This window comes from Variovorax raffinosi, from assembly GCF_051216615.1.
Lineage (GTDB): Bacteria > Pseudomonadota > Gammaproteobacteria > Burkholderiales > Burkholderiaceae_C > Variovorax.
The window spans coordinates 259,906-277,822 of record NZ_JBPJZR010000011.1 but is presented as its reverse complement, the minus strand read 5'-3'; the positions used below and the strand labels follow the sequence as shown (position 1 = coordinate 277,822).

Sequence of the window (17,917 nt, the reverse complement as noted above, 5' to 3'; positions counted from 1 at the left end):
AGCGCTCGGGCGTGACCAAGCTGGGCATCATGGGTTCGGAGCAGTTCATCCCATGAGCCGCGCCAACGACTTCGACCCCAAGTCCCGCTTCGGCCCCGTGGGCATCGGCGTGATGATTCTGTTCCACCTGCTGGTCGGCTACGCGCTGGTGTCGGGCCTGGCCCGCAAGGCGGTCGAGATGATCAAGAAGCCGATGGACGCGACGATCATCGCGGAGATCAAGGTGCCTCCGCCGCCCCCACCTCCACCGCCGCCACCGCCCAAGAAGATCGTCAAGCTGGAGACGCCGAAGGCCCCGCCACCGCCGCGCCCGGCCTACGTGCCGCCACCGGCCGTGACGCCACCCGTGAGCACCGCACCGGCGATCACGGCGGTGCAGAGCGTCGAGCCGGTGGCACCGCCGCCCGCCGCGCCACCTGCGCCGCCTGCGCCACCGGCGCCGCCGAAGGCCGTCTCTTCAGACATCGCAGTGGCGTGTCCGAAGCAGGTCAAGCCGGAGATGCCGCGCAAGGCGCTGGACGAAGGTACCAGCGGTGTTGTGAAGGCGGAGGTGCGCATCAAGGGCAGCCATGTGACCGACGTGCGCTTCCTGTCGGGGCCGCGCGTGTACTACGGTGCCGTGCGCTCGGCCATGATGCGCTACGAGTGCCAGACCACGGGCGATGCGGAGATCCTGGCCACGCAGGAGTTCGTCTTCAAGATCGAGTGAGGCGAGGGGCAGAGGAGGCAGGCCCCGACGACCTCATTCAGTGCGGATGCGCGTGGTGCGCATCCGGCACATGCGGATGCGTGTGACGCAGCGGCGTGTGCCGATGCGCGTGGCTGTGCTCGCCAACAGGCATCGGCGTGTGCACATGGTCATGGTGCCCGTCGTCGTGCCGGTGTGCATGTTCATGATCAAGCGGCTCGTGGTCATGCGCATGCCCGTGCGATTCCGCCAGGTGCAGGACGACGCCCGCGAGCATCAGCACGCCGCCGGTGGCCGTGCCCCAGCTCAGGGTCCGGTCGCCCAGCGCAATGGCGACCAGCGCGCCGATGAAAGGCGCGAACGCGAACACCGAGCCGGTGCGGGCCGCGCCGAAGGCCCGTTGCGCCAGAAGATAAAGCCGCAAGCTCAGGCCGTAGCCGCTGGCGCCGATGGCGAGCAATGCGAGGGCGGCGCTCCAGGCGGGCAGTGGTTCACCAGCCACGACCGCGAGCAGCACCGTGGCGCCGACGCCGAGCAGCGACTTGCCCAGCACCACCTGGCCCGGATCGCGCTCGGCCAGCGCGCGCGACAAGGTGTTGTCGATGCCCCAGGCCACCGTGGCAGCGAATACAGCGAGCAGGCCCAGCAACTGGGCACCGCCGTTCAGGCCGCGATCGACCACCAGCACCATGCCGCCCGCGAGCAGCAACAGCATCGCGGTCCACACGCGCCGGTCCATCACTTCGCGATACAGCATGCGGGCCAGCACCGCGGTGCACAGGGCTTCGAGCGCGAGCATGAGCGAGGCGCTGGTGCCGCTGGTGTGCTGCAGGCCCCAGGCCAGGCCCACCGGCCCGACGACGGCGCCGAAGAGCGCCATCCACGACAGCCGCTTCAGGTCGGTGCGGCGCAAGGCGGCTTCGCGCTCGGCCGGCTGGCGCAGCCACGCGCCCATGAGCGCGGCGCCGGCATAGAGCAGGGCGGCCGTGGTGAAGGCGCCCAGCCCGGCACCCGCCTGCTGGACCAGAGGGGTGCTGATGCCGAACAGGGCTGCGGCCAGAAGGGCCAGCAGGCCACCGCGCAGCGCGGGCAGATGGTGGAGGAAGTTCACTGCGTGGGTCTCGCCGGGTGGGAAGGAGATCGATTCTGCACGGCCCGGGTTGGCCGATGGATTTCAGTGTTGCTGCGGCACCGGCCGCGACCACAACCACGCCAGCACCGTGGCCATGCAGCCGATCGCCAATGCGGCGAGCCACCACTTGTGCGCCGTCAGAGACACGATCACGGCGCAGGCGGCCATGGTGATGGTCGCGCTCCACTTCGCGCGGCGGCTCACGGTGCGGCCGTTCTGCCAGTTGAGCAGCAGCGGCCCGAACAGGCGATGGTTGAGCAGCCAGCCGTGCAGGCGCGGCGAACTGCGCGCTGCTGCCCATGCGGCCAGCAGGATGAACACGGTCGTCGGCATGCCGGGCAGCACGACGCCGATCAGGCCCAGGATCAGGCACAGCACGGCGAAGCAGTACAGCAGGGCACGCATCAGCGCCGACGGGGGCTTGGGGGCGGGCTTCAACGCTGCATGCTCCGACTGATCGGAGCGTTGCGATGGCGTATCGGTTTCAGCGGGTGTTTTCGTCACGGGCCGATCCGCTCGCGAAACAACACGCCCTTGTCAGGCATATGCCACCCAACCGCGAAATGCCAGGCCTGCGTAGAACAGTTGTGTGTGCGTGAAGCCCGCTTCTTCGAGCATGGCCTCCTCGCCGTCGGGGCCAAGCAGCGGCAGCCTTGAACCGATGGCGGATGCCGCATTGCGCGCACCTTCGGGATCGACGCCCGAGGAAATGGCGAACGCCACATAGCGTGAGAGCCATAGCTCCCGCTCTGTCGGAGCCTGCGGAAAACTCAGATGGGCCATGACGAACGGCGCACCGGGCTTCAGGCGTTGACGGATTTCTTTCAACGTGCGCCTGCGTTCGTCGATGGCGATGAAGTGCATCGTCAGCAAGCAGGTCGCGGCGTCGAACGGTCCGGCCGGCGCTGTATCGACGTAGCCATGGTGAAGCTGGGCGCGTGCCATCAGCGGCCCGAGCGCCGCTTCCGCAAGATCGAGCATGGACTTCGCCGGATCGACACCGACGAAATGCCATTGCGGGTGCATCTGCGCAAAGGCCTTCAACTCGACACCGCCACCTGCGCCGACGACCAGCACGCCGGCGTTTTCTGGCACCCGCTCGGCCACCAGCAGGGCCGCCATTTTCTGCAGGTCGGACCAGCCCGGGACGATGCGGCTGGTCTTGTCGGCGTAGGTGGACACGGCCTGGGGATCATTGAAATGGGCGTGTGGGTCGACGGTTGATTGGGTCATGGGAGCAGTTTAGGTCCGCTCTGCGAATGAGGCGGGGCGGCACTGTGTGCATGGCGGATCGAGGCGTCGCTTACCGGCGGCGGGCGGCATCGCAGCGACTTTTCGCTTCCAAGGTGTCCGAGCCGTAGATGTCGAGTGACAGAACGATGCGTCGAGAGCCCAGCGCAACCATGGTCGAAGGGGAAATCGCAACACCTTCATTGCTGCTCCCCATGAACCAGCCGCAGAACAGGTCCACGCGAAAGCGGCGTGACAGATCGTGCCAGACCAGCAAGTCCGAAGTGGTCTGACTGAGCAACTCAGAAACCTGCTTGTCGAGATCCTCCGGCTCGGTGTCCTCGGCGCTCAGTTGCCACATGCCCGACCTTCGCGTGACAACGCCGCCCGGCGGGGTGTGGAACTGGTCCCCCTTTGCGTAGGCCGCCGTTGGGTCTTTCTTGAGCAGTCTTGTTATGTCTGCCGGGATAAGGTCGTCCCCGGCAATACGAAGGCTTGCCGAGGCGCGTTGAAGATGGGCCATTCAATGGAGTGTGTATGTTGCTTGGTACTGATTGTTCACTTTACCGATCCGTCTATTTACGCGACTGTTGCCAGCCGGTTGTGAGTTCGTCGTCGTGTCGCTGGGCCGCTGGCGCGGAACGCCGCGCGACCGCGACCAACAGCCGAAGTCGACCAGTGGCGTGCGCTCGACGGCGGCATCGAATTCGCCTACGCTGAGCTTCCGGGGCCGGTCACCGCCGCACGACGCCGCCGGGCAGAGCCCGTCATTTCTCTTTGAAAGGCACGCGCAATGAATCTCCAACTCACAGGCAGGCTCGCGCTGGTTTCCGGCAGCACGGCAGGTATCGGATTCGCCATCGCGCAGGCCCTGGCAGCGGAGGGTGCGCGCGTTATCGTCAATGGGCGTTCGCAGAACTCGGTGGACGCCGCGGTCGCTCAGATCGAGGCGGCGCAGGGCGGCGAAGTCATTGGCTTCGCCGGCGACCTGAGCACGGCCGCTGCCGCGCAAGCCTTGGTGGCGAAGTACCCCGACATCGAGATTCTGGTCAACAACCTCGGCATCTTCGAACCCAAGCCGTTCGAAGAAATTCCGGATGAGGACTGGACGCGCTTCTTCGATGTGAATGTCCTGAGCGGCGTTCGTCTGGCGCGCTTGGTATTGCCCGCGATGAGGCGCGCCAACTGGGGGCGCATCATCTTCATCTCCAGCGAGAGTGCCGTCCAGATTCCTGCGGAGATGATTCACTACGGCATGACGAAGACGGCGCAGTTGGCCGTCTCTCGCGGATTGGCTGAGGCCGTCGCCGGCTCTGGAATCACCGTCAACAGCATCCTGCCGGGTCCGACCAGGTCGCGGGGTGTGGGCGAATTCGTCGAGGCGCTCGCCAAGGCCGATGGCAAGTCCTTCGAGGCCTATGAGAGGGAGTTTTTCGAAAAGGTGCGACCGACATCCCTCATCAAGAGATTCGAAACGCCAGAGGAGATTGCCTCCATGGTGGCCTACATTGCCAGCCCGCTTTCATCGGGGACGACAGGGGCGGCGCTTCGCGTGGACGGCGGCTGTACGAAAAGCGCGTTCTAGAGGTGCGGCTCCCGGCCAATACCGATCGCTTGCCGCCTGGCTGGAACCAAATACCGTTGGCTCCCTGCGCGGCAAAGCCCCAAAATGCGTCGCACCGATCTGGTCCCTCCTTCACAGTGGAGCTTCGATATGAAGAATCGCTTTGCGTTGGTATTGGTGCTGTTGACTGCTGTGCTGTGCATCGGCAATGCCGCAGCAGAACCAGCATTCCCCAGCAGCTTCAAGACCCGGACCGTCACCATGGCGGATGGCGCGAGCATCTTCGTTCGCTCCGGTGGTGCCGGCCCTGCCGTGGTGCTCATTCATGGGTTCGGTGACACGGGCGACATGTGGGCCCCGCTGGCGAAAGAGCTCGCGAAGACGCACCTGGTGATCGTGCCGGACCTGCGCGGCATGGGGAAATCGTCAAAGGCCGCCAGTGGCTACGACAAGAAGTCGCAGGCTATCGACATACGCGCGGTCGTGACTGCGTTGAAGCAGGACCAGACCGCCGTCGTCGGCCATGACATCGGCACGATGGTCGCCTATGCGTATGCGGCGAGCTACCCCGACAAAGTCGACAAGCTCGTCGTGATGGACGCACCCGTGCCGGGCATTGCGCCGTGGGACCAGATCATTCTGTGGCCCGCGCTGTGGCACTTCAATGCCGGCGGCCGCGATTTCGAGCGGCTGGTCGCCGGAAGGGAGCGCATCTATCTCGACCGGTTCTGGAACGAGTTTGCCGGCACCCCTTCGAAGATCGACGAGGCGACGCGGCGCCACTACGCCAAGCTCTACGCGCAGCCGGGTGCGATGCGCGCCGCCTTCGCGCAGTTCAACACCATCGCCAAGAGCGACGTCGCCGACAACATCGCGTTCTCCAAAACCAAGCTCGCCATGCCGGTGCTTGCCATTGGCGGAGAGAAATCCTTCGGCGGCAACATGGCGATCGTCATGCGCAATGCGGCAACCAATGTGCGCGGAGAAGTCGTGCCAGGCGCGGGACACTGGTTGATGGAAGAGAGCACCGACGCGACGGTCGGGTTGATCGGAAAATTTTTGGCGGCTTCGCAGTAGCGCTATCGGTGCAGGTCTGTTGGCGAACGTCGGCTTCAGAGAAGTGTGAAGGACCGCGACGGGCCCGAAGCGGCTATACAGGATTCTCTGAAGCAGACGCAAAGAGGTGCGTGGGCACAGCATGACCATGAACAGCGCCTCAAGCTTGTGGTAGGTGATTTCTATGATTTATTACCACAACCGGCGCAATTGAGCGAACTCTTCGTACCGTAGCAAGCCATCGAAAACTACCTCATATGTCGCTTGGATGTTGTCTGTCGTGTGACCCCAATATTGACCGAAGTCAAAAGCCGTAGCTTGTGCTGATTCAAGCTGCTCTGCTGCGAGCGAAAGCCACTCTGGGCACGGCGGAAACGAACCCAACATTTGTTCGTCATCTGCCCAGGCTGTACCAACGTAGTGGTCAGCCAGGGCCAAGCGCCAAAAACTGATGGGTCCAACGTTCTCATCGATACAGCGCAGAAATTCGGTAGCTATGCTGCCCGGTCCGGCCAGCCATCCAAGCGCTGCGTCACGGTGCCAACGCAGCATATGCGCATCGTCCGGAAATTTTCGAGTTGCTACCAAAGCTGTCGTGAAAGCTTCTTCGCGTGCTCCAACTGCGTTGTAACTTCGAAACAGGCTCAAGAACTCGGCTTGAGTGAGTTCCTCAAGGGTACGGCTTTCAAGCAAGTGGAGCTCCACTCGAGAAATAAAGTGCTTATGTCGGGAATTCATTCGGCTGGTCAGTCAGTACCACTCTTCGGCCGCATGACGACCCGAGCGGAGCCATTGTTTCGAACGTCGGCTCGTGGCCGCATTTTGCCGTTGTCCTGCACCTCCGGCGATCGATCCAGAGGAGCCCGCGCCTTCGGAACCAGGCCGGCGTGAACTCCGACGGGAAAAATGGCCGTGGCGATCTTGATGATCTGAAGGCGCGTGTGATACCGGATGTTCCGATGACCGTCTTGAAGATGGCTCTCACTGAACGAGGCTCGCACATGACTCCTAAGAGCTAGACATTCCCAATCACCTCTCAATCGGCCTGCGATGATGCGACCATGAGCGTTCCGAAGTCACCCACGAATGAGCAAGTGCCGGCCGACTTGGTAGTCCGCCCCTGAGCCGAACGGTCAGGCCGACTTGCGTGGATGGCAAGGCCAAAGCTCGTCGCCAAAGCGAACGAACTTCTTGAAACCTGCGATGGATCAGACGCGTCCTTTGGCGCCTTCACCAACACGCATAATCGATTCGTCCTCGCCGTACGGCGACAGAAGCCGGTCGGCGAGCCGCTTGGCATCTCGTTTGTGACTTGCGTATACCTCGCCGGCCCTACCGCCTGGACAAACACGCAGCTTCGGTGCACGTCTCTCGAGGATGCGGACGGCGCGCTCTTGGCCGAGCTGCGCTCGAGGCCTCTACATCGGAAGGAAATTCATGAAAAAATTCGAAAGTGGTCGAGCGCGCGTACTTCGTCTGTGTGCGGTCGTTTCCACGCTCGCCTTCGCTGCATCAACCTCCTTCTCGGGAACGCTGCGTGGCGGCGAACTGGATCAATCGCTTCAACAGGGTGCTTGGTGCACTGATTCGCACGACGGCAAGAAGTGCCAAACGTATGAGGTGTACCGGGAGGGCCTTATTTTCGGCTGCGCAAACCCTGAAAAGCCGGCCATAAACGAGCAAGTGAACTTCGCGTCGGTAATGAGCTACAAGGTCGAAGGCGATCGCATCTGCATCGCTTTCCTTGCAGCGGCAAAGGCTCCGCCACCTATGGTGTTGAGCACCGAACCCGCCTGCGGGACTGTGTTCGAAATCAACGCCGAATTCATGCGCTACAAGCTCGACCTTGTGGATGAGGTCTCCACAGACTTTCGAATCCCGCGAGATGGCCTGACTTGTCCAGGCCCACCTGTTGCTCCTTCGAATTGAGTACTCAGATGCGGTTGGATGCCTCCCAGGATCAGTTGCCCGACGATGGCGGCCAAGGCGGCCCGGAAATGAGGCCGAGTGCGACCGCGCCCTCAATCAAGTGAAGAACTGCGTCTAGCTTTGTGCCTAGATAGAACTTGGCCATCTTTTTGGGTGAGTACTGTCAATGACTGGTCATGGCCGACTGCTACCTGTCGCGTCGCCCTTTGAACTAGGCGCCGGACGCATGGCTACGCCGGTTCCACGATGCTCAATTCCCCGTCCAACCATCCCGACAGTTGTCCTTTCCATCAAGGTAGGGTTCTTTGCGCCGAGGGCCCTCCGCCTTAAGGTAGACCTCCGCACGCCCCGACCAAGACGGGAGATTTACCTGCCCCTCAGGCCTTGGCCATGGGGAATATGGCTGCGCTGCCCCCTTCCCCTCGCCATGAATGCGGCTCTTCGGGACGCCAAGTTTTCCCAGTAGCTGACGGACATATGCAGAGCGAGCTTCTGACAGTTCAACCAGAGAGCGGGAGGATTCGCCCTCGGACGGGTCCGCATGTCCCGTGACAAAAGCGAGCTCAAAGCCACACCAAGAGCGAGCTAGGTCGACAGCGGCCGCGAGTCGAGTTCGAGACTCCGCATCCAGAGCGACAGAGTGCTTCTTGAATTCGAACTGAAGGTCGGTGTCGACATAAGTCGACATTGAAGCGCATGTCAAATGGTGCGTCGCGCTTAAAAAGGCGACTACAGCCCAATGGGTATGCCCCCGACGGGGCACTTTGGACGTTGCCGCCCGGCATCTTGAAAGCATCGTATTCACCGTGGTGAGATTCCCTTCAACTGACAGACGAGATTCTGTTGCAACAGTCCAGCGAAAACCAAGGTCCGGTTGTGGCCGGTCTCGGTCCGTCAGCATTCTCCGCGCTGAACCGCGAGCGCAATGCCATATGCTGCCTTCTCTGCTTGGCCCTCGCCAGGGTAGTCATCCGGAACCACCTCGATAGCTTCGACTTCGAGGCTGCCGCCGGTCTCTGCGTTCGCTCGTGCCACGCCCGCTAGGACCTCCGACACTTGTTCAGGTAAGTCGAACTTGATAACACTGTCCCTGAAGATCAACACGAGTAGACTGCGCGGCCTTTCTTTTGTGCAGAGGAGCGACCCACGATGACTGTCCTGGACACCGGCCCCTACTTCCACGGCACGCGGGTGGACCTCCAGGTAGGCGACCTGCTCACCGCAGGTTTCCATTCAAACTACGACAGCCGCGTCGTCATGAACCACATCTACTTCACCGCCTGGCCAAAGGGCGCCGGGCTGGCCGCCGAAATGGCGAAGGGCGACGGTCGTGGCCGCGTCTACATCGTCGAACCCACGGGCGCCTTCGAGGATGACCCCAACGTCACCGACAAGAAGTTTCCGGGCAATCCCACACGCTCGTATCGCAGCCGGGAGCCGCTTCGGATCGTCGGCGAACTGCAGACCTGGGAGCTCTTCGATGCGGAGTACATCCGGCAGCTCAGGGAGCGCGTACGCATAGGCATGGGAGAGATCATCAACTGATTGCAAGATGTCCAACTTCGGATCCATCCAGACCATGAACGTCAAGACCATCTCCGCTACGACTTGCGCATTCCTCGTTGGGCTCCTTCTTGCCTGCGCGACCAACGCTGAGCCTGCGCAAGTGTTTGTGGAAAAGTCAGTCGGTACCGCCCTTGTGAAGATGCCGGTGCTGCCGGGTTTTTCCAGAGCGTGTGATGAGAACCAGCAGTTTGCTCAACGCGCTGCCGCGTTGACACCCAAGACTTCGGAGTTCATCACGTGTTTTGTGCCGACAAGCAAGTGGCTCGACTTTCAGGCAGGCAGGGCGACCGATCTTTATCCCTTGATAGGGGTGTCGGTCGCGCGTCCTCCGGCGGTTGGCTTCACGCCTGAAAAGTTCAAGGAGATGATGGAAGCTGCCCGAAAGCAGCTTGGCGACATGCTGGGCGATGGAAGCGCCGAAAAGCGCCTCGCTGAGCAGGATGCCGCACTTGCCCGCAGCGGCAATGGCATTCAACGCGACAACTTCAGGCAAGCCTACGGCGGGCTGTTTCCTACTCCACAGGGCAAGCCAAGCTTCGCCTATCTCACAGCTCGCACCGTAGACGTCACGGAGCAGGGCGCCGAATTGCAGCTCAAGGAAGTGGTGGCGACGGGCGTGGTGTTGCAGGGCGGGCGGTTGATCATGTTGTCGGTCGTCGATGGGACCGCGACCGGCGTGAAGGTTGCTCCCGTGCAAGACATCATGCGCCAATGGATTCACGCGTTCGCTAGTCTGAACTGATCCGCGATGGTCTCTTTGCTGTTCTCGGAACGAGGCAGTTCGCCCTGCAGAGGCGAAAGGGCGGAAGGCGCATCCAATTCAGGTTCAGTCAAAGAAAAGGAAGCCTGAAGCGAGGGATCGGTCTTGGCCGTGAGCCGCTATGACACCTGGGAGGGCGGACGGACTTTCAATCCACCACTGTCAGATGGTGGCTGTGAGTGTCCCGACCTTGGTGCTCGACGATTTCCGTGTGAACTTCGGCGAATTCCGGAACGGTGAGCAAGTCTCGGATGACGGCGGCAATCGCCGTGTTCGATCGGGCTTGCTGAACCAGGGGCTCGGCAGCGTAGAACACCGCCTCATAGCGCAGCTTGGGGATCAACGTCAGCAGGTCCTGAATCGTCGCCTCGCGCTCCACATCATCGGCGGCGAGCCGACAGAGAATTTCAATCGCGTTGCCCTGCGTCCAATCGTAGGCACCGTGAGCGACGCTCTTCAGCAGCGGCAAAGCCGGCAGACCGATGAAATAGAGAATCTCAAAGATGGCGAATTGGCGCGCCGCCATCCATTGGCCTAGCCCAGGGAACTGGTCAGCAAGTTCCGGCGGCGGCATCGACCCGTCATGGAAATAGTGGGGCAGTTCTGACAGGTGGGCCTCGTCGAACGTGCCCGCCACCGTTTGTGCGCGTCGTTGGAATTCCATGCGATCACCGATGACTGCGGCGACCCATGTGATGGCCGTTTGCTCGAGCGGGTCAATGGGTTCCGCGGCGCGCGGGGCAGGTCGCTTTTCTTTCTTGAACCAACCAAACAACATGGCCTATCGCTTCCTACTGTGAATGACGCTTTTTGGTCGCCAACTGCCCTATTTGGGGTTGACCGACATCGACTTTACAGAGCCATCATCCCCAACGACGATAGCTAGCTGCTCGCGTTGCCCTCGTGAACGGGCCCTTCGCCGGCTGTCGCTCTTCTTCGAAGCAGTCGCCTGGCGCTGCGTTATTGCGCTCAGAAGTACGCGTGCAAACCCTCATCATCCTCGACCACCATTCGCAAAAACTCGTCGAAGGATTCTGCTATCTGAACGGTGCGTGTCGCGCCGGGCGCAAATACCTGTCCAAAGCATGAAGAGGATGGCTCAAGTTCGATAACGTAGTACACGCATTCATATCCGAAGTCCGCGAACACGAACGGCTTGCATGGGAGAGAAGGCATGTCGTGCGGAAGAGGAAGCGCCGCCGAAGGTTGGAACTCTTGCATTCGCCAAAACCGTATCCAAGATCGCCTCGCGTCGGTGCTGTGTTCCGAGCCGTCCATCAGCGCGTATGCAACCCGCATTTCGTCGGGGAGTTTCACGGAGAAAGAATCCTCGAATCGAGTGGCTTCCTCCATGTCGATTCCGGGAGGGACGGCCGCGTACAGCGTCAATAGTTCATCTCGAATCGCAGTGAATGTCCCAGTCATGATCAATTGTCGCTGAGGCAGGTCGACTCAATTCCGGTAGCCGGTGCGGTCTCGGCGGTCCGGTGCTGGTCGAGTGCTGCTAAATTTCAATGGCGGAGATGTGCCTACGAGTGGACATGGCAACTGCTCAAAAGCAGTCGTACCAACTACGCATTCAGTTCACGCAGGATCCTGAGAGCTAACGCTCCGCGCCCAATCCCTGTGCCTCGATTGTGTTCGTTGAAGTTCTGAGCGTGCGTGACATCCTCCCACTGTTCCACTTGCACTTCGAGCGTCGTGTCGATCTCAAATGCTATGAAGCGCTGGTCTTGCGTGACTAGCTCACCAAATATGCTGGGCATGCCCGGGAAGTCAATGCCAAGTTCAACGACGATGGATTTTTCCCAGCGAACACCTCGCTCTGCTCCCACGCCGGCCAAGATTGGCGGCACGCCATGCCGTTTCCAATAACTCGCTGTAGCGCGCAGCGAACGCTCGACGCGGGCGTTCTGCTGCTGTACGTTCAATTGCCGCGGCTCGCGCTCTTTCATCAGGCGAGCTTGCTGCGGTCGAGCCGCTCTGAACCACCAGCCGCGATTTCTTCAAACACGGAGTCAAGCGTTTCGAATACTTCCCAGCGGTCAACACCCAGACGTTGCGCGGCTTGATCGATCACCAGGAGTTCGAGGTCCTCTTCGCGTTTTCCCTTCCAGAGTTTGTCGGCAAGCGCAACGGAGAGCTCTTCGAGAGAAAGGCCCTGCGTTCTCCATGCGGCGTGGGAAACGCAGCACTCGGCGAACTTGGGTTGAACATCGTTCTGCAGCAGCAGCGCCTTGCCCGCGGGCTCGTGGAGGGCCCCCGACTCCATGAGCTCCTTGGGATACGTGATCTTTCCGGCGTCGTGGACTGCTACGCCCAACTCAATCCATTGCGCGTCGAAGTCGAGCCCAACGTCTGCATATCCGCGCATCAGCAGATCGGCTGCCTCGCCAACGAGTTGGAGATGAAGCAGCAGGCGAGCAGGTGCGCCAAGTCTCTTGAGGAGTTGATAAGCATCTGCACGGTTATCTAGCATTGGAGATCACGCAATTTTTGGGGATGCTTCTGGCGATGCATCGATAGAGGTACGCAAATCTGTGCCGCGCCGATCAACGACTGGTTCTGGTCGAGTTCTCGCGACCATTCAAAGAGAGGTCCCGAAGGTAGCTTCTGGTCGACCGATGACAGGCTCTATCAATTGCTCTCCTTCAGAGACCTGAGAACGGCGTTGACGGAGGCATATTCTTGCTGGCTTTCGCATGACCGGCCTCTGAAGCCATGCAGTGCGTCCACAACCAAACCTAGAGGCATGCCTCGCAGAGATTCTCGGGCCGTCATTTGTACTTCGTCCGAAGCGAGGCAACACATGGCGAGCAGGAGGCTCGCTTCCCTCGTGTTCTCTCCCAGGACGTACGCCAAGCGAGCTTGCCATTCGTCGCTTTGTGCTTGCCAGTGCTGGTTCAGCTCACCCCACTGTCGGTCATCAAATTCCACAATGCGCTTTTGGGCATCGAGAAAACCCACGTCGTACCAATAGTCGACGGTCGACGTATCAATGAAGGACGGGTCAAACATGATGAATACACATGACGTACGAGATGCTTGCTATTGGCAGACTGAAGACCGTCATTGAAGAATGACATCACACCGTTCTTCGGCAGAGGCCACCAGAGCCTCCTCGAGGAGGCTGAACACGTCACGGCCGGTGCTCGATACGAAGTAGTTTCCAAGGCTCATGATGTGCGATGCGATGTTGTCGCCCCAAGGCGGTTTGGACTGGCGGTTTTCGATGTCCCACACCACAGACGTGGGAGGCAATTTGCTCAGGGTCGCCTTTGCCTGCTGCAGCTCCGCGAGCGCCAGCAAGGCGTTCACGTGAGGCAGACGTCCTTGGTAGAGCTCGTTCATCAGGTGAGGGAAGCGGCTGCCCCAGCCCGCGAGTTCGCAATGCGCGCTGATGGTCGAGAAGAACGAGTGCACGAACGACGGCGCACCGAGTTCGTCCGTGATTGAACCCACCGTCACTCCGACTGCCATCAGCGCTCCTCGTGAACTGGCGTCGCCCAACGCGTCGCCTTGTATGACTGCCATCGAGTGAATTCTGCCTCGACGCCGACCGGGAAATCTCGGTCGATCACAGTCCTGGATCAGGCCCGACCCATTTCCTCATACGAAGCATCGATTGCCGTGACGTGCTCACCCCAAGCAGCTTCAGCGACATCGTGGATGATTCTGGCCAGCGTCTCGACATCCGGATCAAGGGTCTGGATACAGGCCAAGCGGCCTGGCGACCAATCGATGACGGTGCACTCTGGGTACTGTCCCAGCAGCACGGAAAGGGCCTCCTGAGGCGGCTCTGTTCGGGTGTACATGAAGTCGAAGTACGGCCCATCCTCCCTCTGAAGTGGGTACACCACAACCCAGGCATTCGACGGGCCGGGAATCCACAAGGTGACGTAGCGATGAGCCCACTCCGCCCCGCCATGTTTGATGAGGCGAAGTACTTCAATGATCGACTGGCAATCGGGTATCCGGACCATGCAATCGGCGTCGAACTTCCGGCCAGGCTCAGACTGAGCGGCGAGGGCGCTGGCCAGAAGTGCAGCCCTTCTTGCTTTCTTATTCATGGCGTTGCCTTGGCTTCGGTCGTCCGCTCATGGCGGCCGATGTCCATTGCGTTGCCTTTGGCTCATGGACCGAGATCGTGCAGATCCCAGCCATCACCTCTTGCAGCACTTCACCACCACCACGCACGACCATCAGGCAGACGCACCGTTCCGCTTTCGCTCCTGAACAAATCCCGCTACCAGCAGAACCACACCAAGGCCCATCAGAAACATCGCAAGGGAATTGCCGCCAATCTCGCTGTTGTTGGCCGCGCTGATCGCCTGTGCTGCGGCGGTGGCGTCCGTGGCCGTCATGGCGGTTGCGAATGCAACGTCCTTGCACTGCACCACCAGGGAGGCATCGGCGTTGCGGGCGGCCATGTTCGCCTGGCACCGTGCCACCAGTGCCGCATCGGCCTGCGGCGGTCCGCCGGCAAACCAGAGAACGCCACCGATCAGCAGTGCGATCACGCCAGCAAGCATGAGCAGTCGGGCTTTGTTCTTCATAGGTCTCCCATGTGTTGCGAAGCATGATAGTCGGCGAGTGGGGGCAAGCGACGGCTCCTGACCGCGTCTGGGCGCATTGCTTTTTGGCAGCGGCCCAAGAGAGATAGAAGGCCTCACGAATCGTCGCGTCCCTGACGCCTCGCCTAATTCCCCTCACGGACAATGCGGCCATGCCGACCAGCCGCCGCATCGTTCCCCTCATCGTCGCCTCGCCCCTGTTCCTTCAGAACCTGGACACCTCGGTGATGGCCACGGCGCTGCCGACCATCGCGCATGCGCTCGATGTCAGCGTGCTGCACCTGAACCTTGCGATCACTTCGTACCTGCTGAGCCTGGCGGTGTTCCTGCCGGTGAGTGGCTGGCTGGCCGAGCGCTTCGGGCCCAAGCGGGTGTTCTGCGTGGCGGTGGCTTTCTTCTCGCTGGGCTCGACCTTGTGCGGCGCGGCGCAGACGCTGCCGCAACTGGTGGCGTTCCGCGTGCTGCAGGGGCTGGGCGGCGCGATGATGCTGCCGGTCGGCCGGCTCATCCTGTTGCGCAGCGTGCCGCCGGCGGAGATGGTGTCGGCGATGGTGTGGTTCACGGTGCCGCCCGCGTTCGGCCGGCTGGCCGGGCCGCTGTTTGGTGGAGCCATCGTCACGCTGGCCTCGTGGCGGTGGATCTTCCTCATCAACATTCCCTTCGGCCTGCTTGCGATTGCGGGTGCGATGCGCTTCATCAAGGACCTGCCCGAAGACAGCTCGCCCGCGCCCTTCGACATCGAAGGCTTCGTGCTGTTGGCCGTGGGGCTGACGGCGCTGCTCGGCAGCCTGGAGATGGTGGGCAAGTCGCTGCTGCCGGTGCCGGCCATCTGGGCCATGGCGGGCTTCGGTGCGTTGGCCTCGCTGGTGTATCACCTGCGCAGCCGGGGCAAGGCCAACCCGCTGATCGACCTGGGCATCCTGCGCTTTTCGACCTATCGCGCGTCGATCATCGGCGGCACGCCGCTGCGCATTGCGATCGGGGCCTCGCCGTTTTTGCTGCCGCTGATGTTGCAGTTGGGGTTCGGCCTTTCTCCGCTGGCCTCGGGCAGCCTGACGATGGCCACGGCGCTGGGCTCGCTGGCCACGCGCACGGTCATGGCCAAGGCGATTCGCACGGTGGGGTTTCGCTCGCTGCTGGTCGGTGCAACCTGCCTGACCAGCGTGTTCTATGTGAGCTGCGGCTACTTCCAGCCGACCACGCCGCATGTGCAGATCTTCATCACGCTGCTGTTCGGCGGGTTGGTGAATTCAATGGCGATGGTGTCGCTGCAGACGCTGGGCTTCTCGCAGATTCCCAAGCCCCGCATGAGCCATGCGGCCACGTTGAACAGCATGGCGCAGCAACTGTCGCTGAGCCTGGGCGTGACGCTCGGTGCCACGCTGGTCACGCTGGCGGCGTGGTGGCACGGCAGCGGTGCCAACCGGCTGACGGCCGAAGATTTTTCTCCGGCCTTCGGCGTGGTGGGCGCGATGACGTTGCTGTCGCTGTTGTCGTTCACCAAGCTCTCGAAAAACGAAGGCGCGGGGCTGCGCTGAACAGGCCCTAGACGATCCGCACCGACAGCTCGGGCAGCCCGTCGATGTGGATCTGGATCAGGTCGCCGCGCACCACCGGGCCGACGTTCTCCGGCGTGCCCGAATAGATGATGTCGCCGGGCATCAGCTCGAAGGCCTGCGACAGGCGGCTGATCTGCTCGGCGACCGACCAGATCATGTACTTGAGCGTCGCGCTCTGCTTGGTCTGCCCGTTCACCTTGAGCCAGATCGCGCCATCGGTGAAATGGCCGACCTTCGCCACCGGATGGATCGGGCCGACCGGCGCGGCGTGGTCGAAGCTCTTGCCGATTTCCCAGGGCTTCTTCTGGTCGCCCATCTCGCGCTGCAGGTCGCGGCGCGTCATGTCCAGGCCGAGCGAGTAGCCGTACACGTGGTCGAGCGCATTGGCCGCGGCGATGTCGCGCCCGCCCTTGGCCAGCGCCACAACCAGCTCCACTTCGTAGTGATAGTTCTTCGTGAGCGAAGGGTAGGGGTGGTCGGCCACCACGCCGGGCATGACGACCTGGATGGCATCGGCCGGCTTCTGGAAGAAGAAGGGCGGCTCGCGGGTCGGGTCCGAGCCCATCTCGCGTGCGTGCGCGGCGTAGTTGCGGCCGATGCAATAGATGCGGCGCACCGGGTACACCTGCTCGCTGCCGACGATGGGGATGGTCGACGCGGCAACGTCGAAGGGCGTGGACGGCTGCGCGCGTGCGGCCCCTGCGGGCAATGCGCAACCGGCGATGGCGCCCGTGGCCATGGCGGCCGAACCGGCCAGCAGGCCGCGACGTGAACTGGACATGATCTGTTCTCCTTGGGTTTCTTTCTCGAAGGCGCTGCCGTGGCCGGCACCGCCTGTCGATTCTGGGACGGTGTACGGCCGCGCGGCCGCACGCATCTACGCAAAAACAGGACACAACCACCACGCCGGGGCCGGCCTTACCATCGCGCGATGCCCTCGGCCCGTCCTCCCAGCTCCCGCCTCTACGGCATGCAGGAGCGTGCGAACCATCTCGACTTCGACATCCGCTTCGAGGGCGCGCGGGACGTGCTCGCGCGCCCGCACCGGCACGAGTACTTCCAGATCCAGGTGAGCATCGAGGGCGGCGCGCAGCAGCTCATCGGCGGCGCGGTGCGGCCGTTTCATGCGGGGCACCTGAGCTTCGTGCTGCCGTACCGCGTGCATGTGGTGCCGCATCCCGAAGGCGCGCGCTATGCCATCGTGAACTTCGACCAAAGCTTTCTCTGGCCGGAGCTGGCGGTCGAGCCACTGGATCTTGAAGAAGTGCCGGTGGCCCGCGTGCCCGAGCTGGCGCCGTTCCTGTTCCAGGAGTACGTCGACTTCGGTTTCGATGAAGCTGATTTCGCGCGCATCCTCGGCTGGCTCGACGAACTCTCGGCGCTGAACCGCGCACGCGGCTTCGCGGCGGCGGGCGCGATCCGCGGCATCCTGCTGCAGATGATTGCGTTTGCATGCCAGCGGCATGAAGCGCAACTGATCGAACAGGCCGAGCGCCACAGCAGCGGACGCAGCTCGCGGCGCGACGCCTTGCAGCGCGTGATGCGCTATGTGCGCGACCACCTGAGCGAAGAGATGTCGCTGAACGAAGCGGCTGCGGCGGCCATGTTGTCGCCCAACTACCTCGCACACCTGCTGAAGAAGCAGACCGACCGCACCTTCACCGAACTGGTCACCGAGCGCCGGCTCGACCGCGCGAAAGAACTGCTGCTGACATCGAACGTGCGCATCGGCGACATCGCGCGGCAGTGCGGCTTCAGCGATGCCGACTATTTCAGCCGCCGCTTCAGGCAGCAGATCGGCGTCACGCCTCGGCAGTTTCGCGAAAGCGTTGCCGCACCCGACGCCGGCGCCTGAACAG

General features: G+C 62.1%; 23 protein-coding genes. 8 read left to right on the top strand and 15 right to left on the bottom strand.

What is annotated here, in order from left to right; all coding sequences use genetic code 11:
- The first annotated feature begins 52 nt into the window (after window positions 1–52).
- Window positions 53–709, top strand: a complete 657-nt coding sequence (locus ACSFB7_RS28560) for an energy transducer TonB (RefSeq protein ID WP_435475693.1) — start codon at window positions 53–55, stop codon at window positions 707–709.
- A 37-nt stretch (window positions 710–746) separates the two neighbouring features.
- On the opposite strand, the gene ACSFB7_RS28555 is transcribed toward ACSFB7_RS28560, so the two are convergent.
- The 4 genes from ACSFB7_RS28555 to ACSFB7_RS28540 all read right to left on the bottom strand — a co-directional run bounded on the left by ACSFB7_RS28555 (window position 747) and on the right by ACSFB7_RS28540 (window position 3,573).
- Window positions 747–1,799, bottom strand: a complete 1,053-nt coding sequence (locus tag ACSFB7_RS28555) for a DMT family transporter (RefSeq protein WP_435475692.1) — start codon at window positions 1,797–1,799, stop codon at window positions 747–749.
- A 63-nt stretch (window positions 1,800–1,862) separates the two neighbouring features.
- The gene (locus ACSFB7_RS28550; RefSeq protein WP_435475702.1) at window positions 1,863–2,225 is read right to left on the bottom strand and encodes a YbaN family protein; all 363 of its coding nucleotides are present in this window, start codon (window positions 2,223–2,225) and stop codon (window positions 1,863–1,865) included.
- A 132-nt stretch (window positions 2,226–2,357) separates the two neighbouring features.
- Window positions 2,358–3,053, bottom strand: a complete 696-nt coding sequence (locus tag ACSFB7_RS28545; RefSeq protein WP_435475691.1) for a class I SAM-dependent methyltransferase — start codon at window positions 3,051–3,053, stop codon at window positions 2,358–2,360.
- A gap of 70 nt (window positions 3,054–3,123) precedes the next feature.
- The gene (locus tag ACSFB7_RS28540) at window positions 3,124–3,573 is read right to left on the bottom strand and encodes a DUF4279 domain-containing protein (RefSeq protein ID WP_435475690.1); all 450 of its coding nucleotides are present in this window, start codon (window positions 3,571–3,573) and stop codon (window positions 3,124–3,126) included.
- 270 nt (window positions 3,574–3,843) lie between these two features.
- On the opposite strand from ACSFB7_RS28540, the gene ACSFB7_RS28535 reads away from it, so the two are divergent.
- Both ACSFB7_RS28535 and ACSFB7_RS28530 read left to right on the top strand, forming a co-directional pair.
- Window positions 3,844–4,635: an SDR family NAD(P)-dependent oxidoreductase gene (locus ACSFB7_RS28535; protein ID WP_435475689.1), complete on the top strand. Its 792-nt coding sequence runs from the start codon at window positions 3,844–3,846 to the stop codon at window positions 4,633–4,635.
- Window positions 4,636–4,764: 129 nt separating this feature from the next.
- The gene (locus tag ACSFB7_RS28530; RefSeq protein ID WP_435475701.1) at window positions 4,765–5,691 is read left to right on the top strand and encodes an alpha/beta fold hydrolase; all 927 of its coding nucleotides are present in this window, start codon (window positions 4,765–4,767) and stop codon (window positions 5,689–5,691) included.
- A gap of 171 nt (window positions 5,692–5,862) precedes the next feature.
- Here the strand turns inward: ACSFB7_RS28530 and ACSFB7_RS28525 are convergent, their stop codons facing one another.
- Window positions 5,863–6,408, bottom strand: coding sequence for a hypothetical protein (locus ACSFB7_RS28525; protein WP_435475688.1), 546 nt, complete (start codon window positions 6,406–6,408; stop codon window positions 5,863–5,865).
- 699 nt (window positions 6,409–7,107) lie between these two features.
- Between ACSFB7_RS28525 and ACSFB7_RS28520 the strand changes: the two genes are divergently transcribed.
- Complete coding sequence (locus tag ACSFB7_RS28520) at window positions 7,108–7,599, top strand: hypothetical protein (RefSeq protein ID WP_435475687.1); 492 nt, start codon at window positions 7,108–7,110, stop codon at window positions 7,597–7,599.
- A 250-nt stretch (window positions 7,600–7,849) separates the two neighbouring features.
- On the opposite strand, the gene ACSFB7_RS28515 is transcribed toward ACSFB7_RS28520, so the two are convergent.
- Window positions 7,850–8,287, bottom strand: coding sequence for an OmpA family protein (locus ACSFB7_RS28515; protein WP_435475686.1), 438 nt, complete (start codon window positions 8,285–8,287; stop codon window positions 7,850–7,852).
- Between the two features lie 461 nt (window positions 8,288–8,748).
- Between ACSFB7_RS28515 and arr the strand changes: the two genes are divergently transcribed.
- Together arr and ACSFB7_RS28505 are read left to right on the top strand one after the other, a co-directional pair.
- Window positions 8,749–9,144 carry an NAD(+)--rifampin ADP-ribosyltransferase gene (gene arr, locus ACSFB7_RS28510; RefSeq protein ID WP_435475685.1) on the top strand — a complete coding sequence of 132 codons (396 nt, stop codon included), beginning with the start codon at window positions 8,749–8,751 and terminating at the stop codon, window positions 9,142–9,144.
- A gap of 34 nt (window positions 9,145–9,178) precedes the next feature.
- Complete coding sequence (locus tag ACSFB7_RS28505; RefSeq protein ID WP_435475684.1) at window positions 9,179–9,907, top strand: hypothetical protein; 729 nt, start codon at window positions 9,179–9,181, stop codon at window positions 9,905–9,907.
- A gap of 166 nt (window positions 9,908–10,073) precedes the next feature.
- Here the strand turns inward: ACSFB7_RS28505 and ACSFB7_RS28500 are convergent, their stop codons facing one another.
- The 8 genes from ACSFB7_RS28500 to ACSFB7_RS28465 form a co-directional block, all read right to left on the bottom strand.
- Window positions 10,074–10,703, bottom strand: coding sequence for a hypothetical protein (locus ACSFB7_RS28500; RefSeq protein WP_435475683.1), 630 nt, complete (start codon window positions 10,701–10,703; stop codon window positions 10,074–10,076).
- 191 nt (window positions 10,704–10,894) lie between these two features.
- On the bottom strand, window positions 10,895–11,278 hold the full coding sequence (locus ACSFB7_RS28495) for an SMI1/KNR4 family protein (RefSeq protein WP_435475682.1): 384 nt from the start codon (window positions 11,276–11,278) through the stop codon (window positions 10,895–10,897).
- A 218-nt stretch (window positions 11,279–11,496) separates the two neighbouring features.
- The gene (locus tag ACSFB7_RS28490) at window positions 11,497–11,880 is read right to left on the bottom strand and encodes a hypothetical protein (protein ID WP_435475681.1); all 384 of its coding nucleotides are present in this window, start codon (window positions 11,878–11,880) and stop codon (window positions 11,497–11,499) included.
- Complete coding sequence (locus ACSFB7_RS28485) at window positions 11,880–12,404, bottom strand: hypothetical protein (protein ID WP_435475680.1); 525 nt, start codon at window positions 12,402–12,404, stop codon at window positions 11,880–11,882. Before ACSFB7_RS28485 ends, ACSFB7_RS28490 begins: the two co-directional genes overlap by 1 nt.
- Window positions 12,405–12,562: 158 nt before the next feature.
- The gene (locus ACSFB7_RS28480; protein ID WP_435475679.1) at window positions 12,563–12,943 is read right to left on the bottom strand and encodes a hypothetical protein; all 381 of its coding nucleotides are present in this window, start codon (window positions 12,941–12,943) and stop codon (window positions 12,563–12,565) included.
- Window positions 12,944–12,994: 51 nt separating this feature from the next.
- Window positions 12,995–13,459, bottom strand: a complete 465-nt coding sequence (locus ACSFB7_RS28475; RefSeq protein ID WP_435475678.1) for an immunity 70 family protein — start codon at window positions 13,457–13,459, stop codon at window positions 12,995–12,997.
- Between the two features lie 56 nt (window positions 13,460–13,515).
- Complete coding sequence (locus ACSFB7_RS28470) at window positions 13,516–13,995, bottom strand: hypothetical protein (protein WP_435475677.1); 480 nt, start codon at window positions 13,993–13,995, stop codon at window positions 13,516–13,518.
- A gap of 132 nt (window positions 13,996–14,127) precedes the next feature.
- Window positions 14,128–14,481, bottom strand: a complete 354-nt coding sequence (locus tag ACSFB7_RS28465) for a hypothetical protein (protein WP_435475676.1) — start codon at window positions 14,479–14,481, stop codon at window positions 14,128–14,130.
- Window positions 14,482–14,651: 170 nt separating this feature from the next.
- Here ACSFB7_RS28465 and ACSFB7_RS28460 point away from each other — a divergent pair, with 170 nt between their 5' ends.
- Window positions 14,652–16,037 (top strand): MFS transporter, encoded by a 1,386-nt coding sequence (locus tag ACSFB7_RS28460; protein ID WP_435475675.1) that lies wholly within the window; start codon window positions 14,652–14,654, stop codon window positions 16,035–16,037.
- Between the two features lie 7 nt (window positions 16,038–16,044).
- Here the strand turns inward: ACSFB7_RS28460 and ACSFB7_RS28455 are convergent, their stop codons facing one another.
- Window positions 16,045–16,839 (bottom strand): fumarylacetoacetate hydrolase family protein, encoded by a 795-nt coding sequence (locus ACSFB7_RS28455; protein WP_435475674.1) that lies wholly within the window; start codon window positions 16,837–16,839, stop codon window positions 16,045–16,047.
- A gap of 150 nt (window positions 16,840–16,989) precedes the next feature.
- Between ACSFB7_RS28455 and ACSFB7_RS28450 the strand changes: the two genes are divergently transcribed.
- Entirely contained in the window at window positions 16,990–17,913 is a 924-nt protein-coding gene (locus ACSFB7_RS28450) for a helix-turn-helix transcriptional regulator (protein WP_435475673.1), read from the top strand.
- Window positions 17,914–17,917 lie beyond the last annotated feature (4 nt).

Excerpts from the sequence above, each read along its gene's own strand:
- ACSFB7_RS28540 (WP_435475690.1), bottom strand. The coding sequence starts at position 3,573 with ATGGCCCATCTTCAACGCGCCTCGGCAAGCCTTCGTATTGCCGGGGAC.
- ACSFB7_RS28550 (WP_435475702.1), bottom strand. The coding sequence starts at position 2,225 with ATGCGTGCCCTGCTGTACTGCTTCGCCGTGCTGTGCCTGATCCTGGGC.
- ACSFB7_RS28545 (WP_435475691.1), bottom strand. The coding sequence starts at position 3,053 with ATGACCCAATCAACCGTCGACCCACACGCCCATTTCAATGATCCCCAG.
- ACSFB7_RS28495 (WP_435475682.1), bottom strand. The coding sequence starts at position 11,278 with ATGGAGGAAGCCACTCGATTCGAGGATTCTTTCTCCGTGAAACTCCCC.
- ACSFB7_RS28505 (WP_435475684.1), top strand. The coding sequence starts at position 9,179 with ATGAACGTCAAGACCATCTCCGCTACGACTTGCGCATTCCTCGTTGGG.
- ACSFB7_RS28455 (WP_435475674.1), bottom strand. The coding sequence starts at position 16,839 with ATGTCCAGTTCACGTCGCGGCCTGCTGGCCGGTTCGGCCGCCATGGCC.
- ACSFB7_RS28530 (WP_435475701.1), top strand. The coding sequence starts at position 4,765 with ATGAAGAATCGCTTTGCGTTGGTATTGGTGCTGTTGACTGCTGTGCTG.
- ACSFB7_RS28470 (WP_435475677.1), bottom strand. The coding sequence starts at position 13,995 with ATGAATAAGAAAGCAAGAAGGGCTGCACTTCTGGCCAGCGCCCTCGCC.
- ACSFB7_RS28450 (WP_435475673.1), top strand. The coding sequence starts at position 16,990 with ATGCCCTCGGCCCGTCCTCCCAGCTCCCGCCTCTACGGCATGCAGGAG.
- ACSFB7_RS28485 (WP_435475680.1), bottom strand. The coding sequence starts at position 12,404 with ATGCTAGATAACCGTGCAGATGCTTATCAACTCCTCAAGAGACTTGGC.
- ACSFB7_RS28525 (WP_435475688.1), bottom strand. The coding sequence starts at position 6,408 with ATGAATTCCCGACATAAGCACTTTATTTCTCGAGTGGAGCTCCACTTG.
- ACSFB7_RS28475 (WP_435475678.1), bottom strand. The coding sequence starts at position 13,459 with ATGGCAGTCATACAAGGCGACGCGTTGGGCGACGCCAGTTCACGAGGA.
- ACSFB7_RS28465 (WP_435475676.1), bottom strand. The coding sequence starts at position 14,481 with ATGAAGAACAAAGCCCGACTGCTCATGCTTGCTGGCGTGATCGCACTG.
- ACSFB7_RS28480 (WP_435475679.1), bottom strand. The coding sequence starts at position 12,943 with ATGTTTGACCCGTCCTTCATTGATACGTCGACCGTCGACTATTGGTAC.
- ACSFB7_RS28500 (WP_435475683.1), bottom strand. The coding sequence starts at position 10,703 with ATGTTGTTTGGTTGGTTCAAGAAAGAAAAGCGACCTGCCCCGCGCGCC.
- ACSFB7_RS28520 (WP_435475687.1), top strand. The coding sequence starts at position 7,108 with ATGAAAAAATTCGAAAGTGGTCGAGCGCGCGTACTTCGTCTGTGTGCG.
- ACSFB7_RS28460 (WP_435475675.1), top strand. The coding sequence starts at position 14,652 with ATGCCGACCAGCCGCCGCATCGTTCCCCTCATCGTCGCCTCGCCCCTG.
- ACSFB7_RS28490 (WP_435475681.1), bottom strand. The coding sequence starts at position 11,880 with ATGAAAGAGCGCGAGCCGCGGCAATTGAACGTACAGCAGCAGAACGCC.
- ACSFB7_RS28535 (WP_435475689.1), top strand. The coding sequence starts at position 3,844 with ATGAATCTCCAACTCACAGGCAGGCTCGCGCTGGTTTCCGGCAGCACG.
- ACSFB7_RS28560 (WP_435475693.1), top strand. The coding sequence starts at position 53 with ATGAGCCGCGCCAACGACTTCGACCCCAAGTCCCGCTTCGGCCCCGTG.
- arr (WP_435475685.1), top strand. The coding sequence starts at position 8,749 with ATGACTGTCCTGGACACCGGCCCCTACTTCCACGGCACGCGGGTGGAC.
- ACSFB7_RS28515 (WP_435475686.1), bottom strand. The coding sequence starts at position 8,287 with ATGTCGACTTATGTCGACACCGACCTTCAGTTCGAATTCAAGAAGCAC.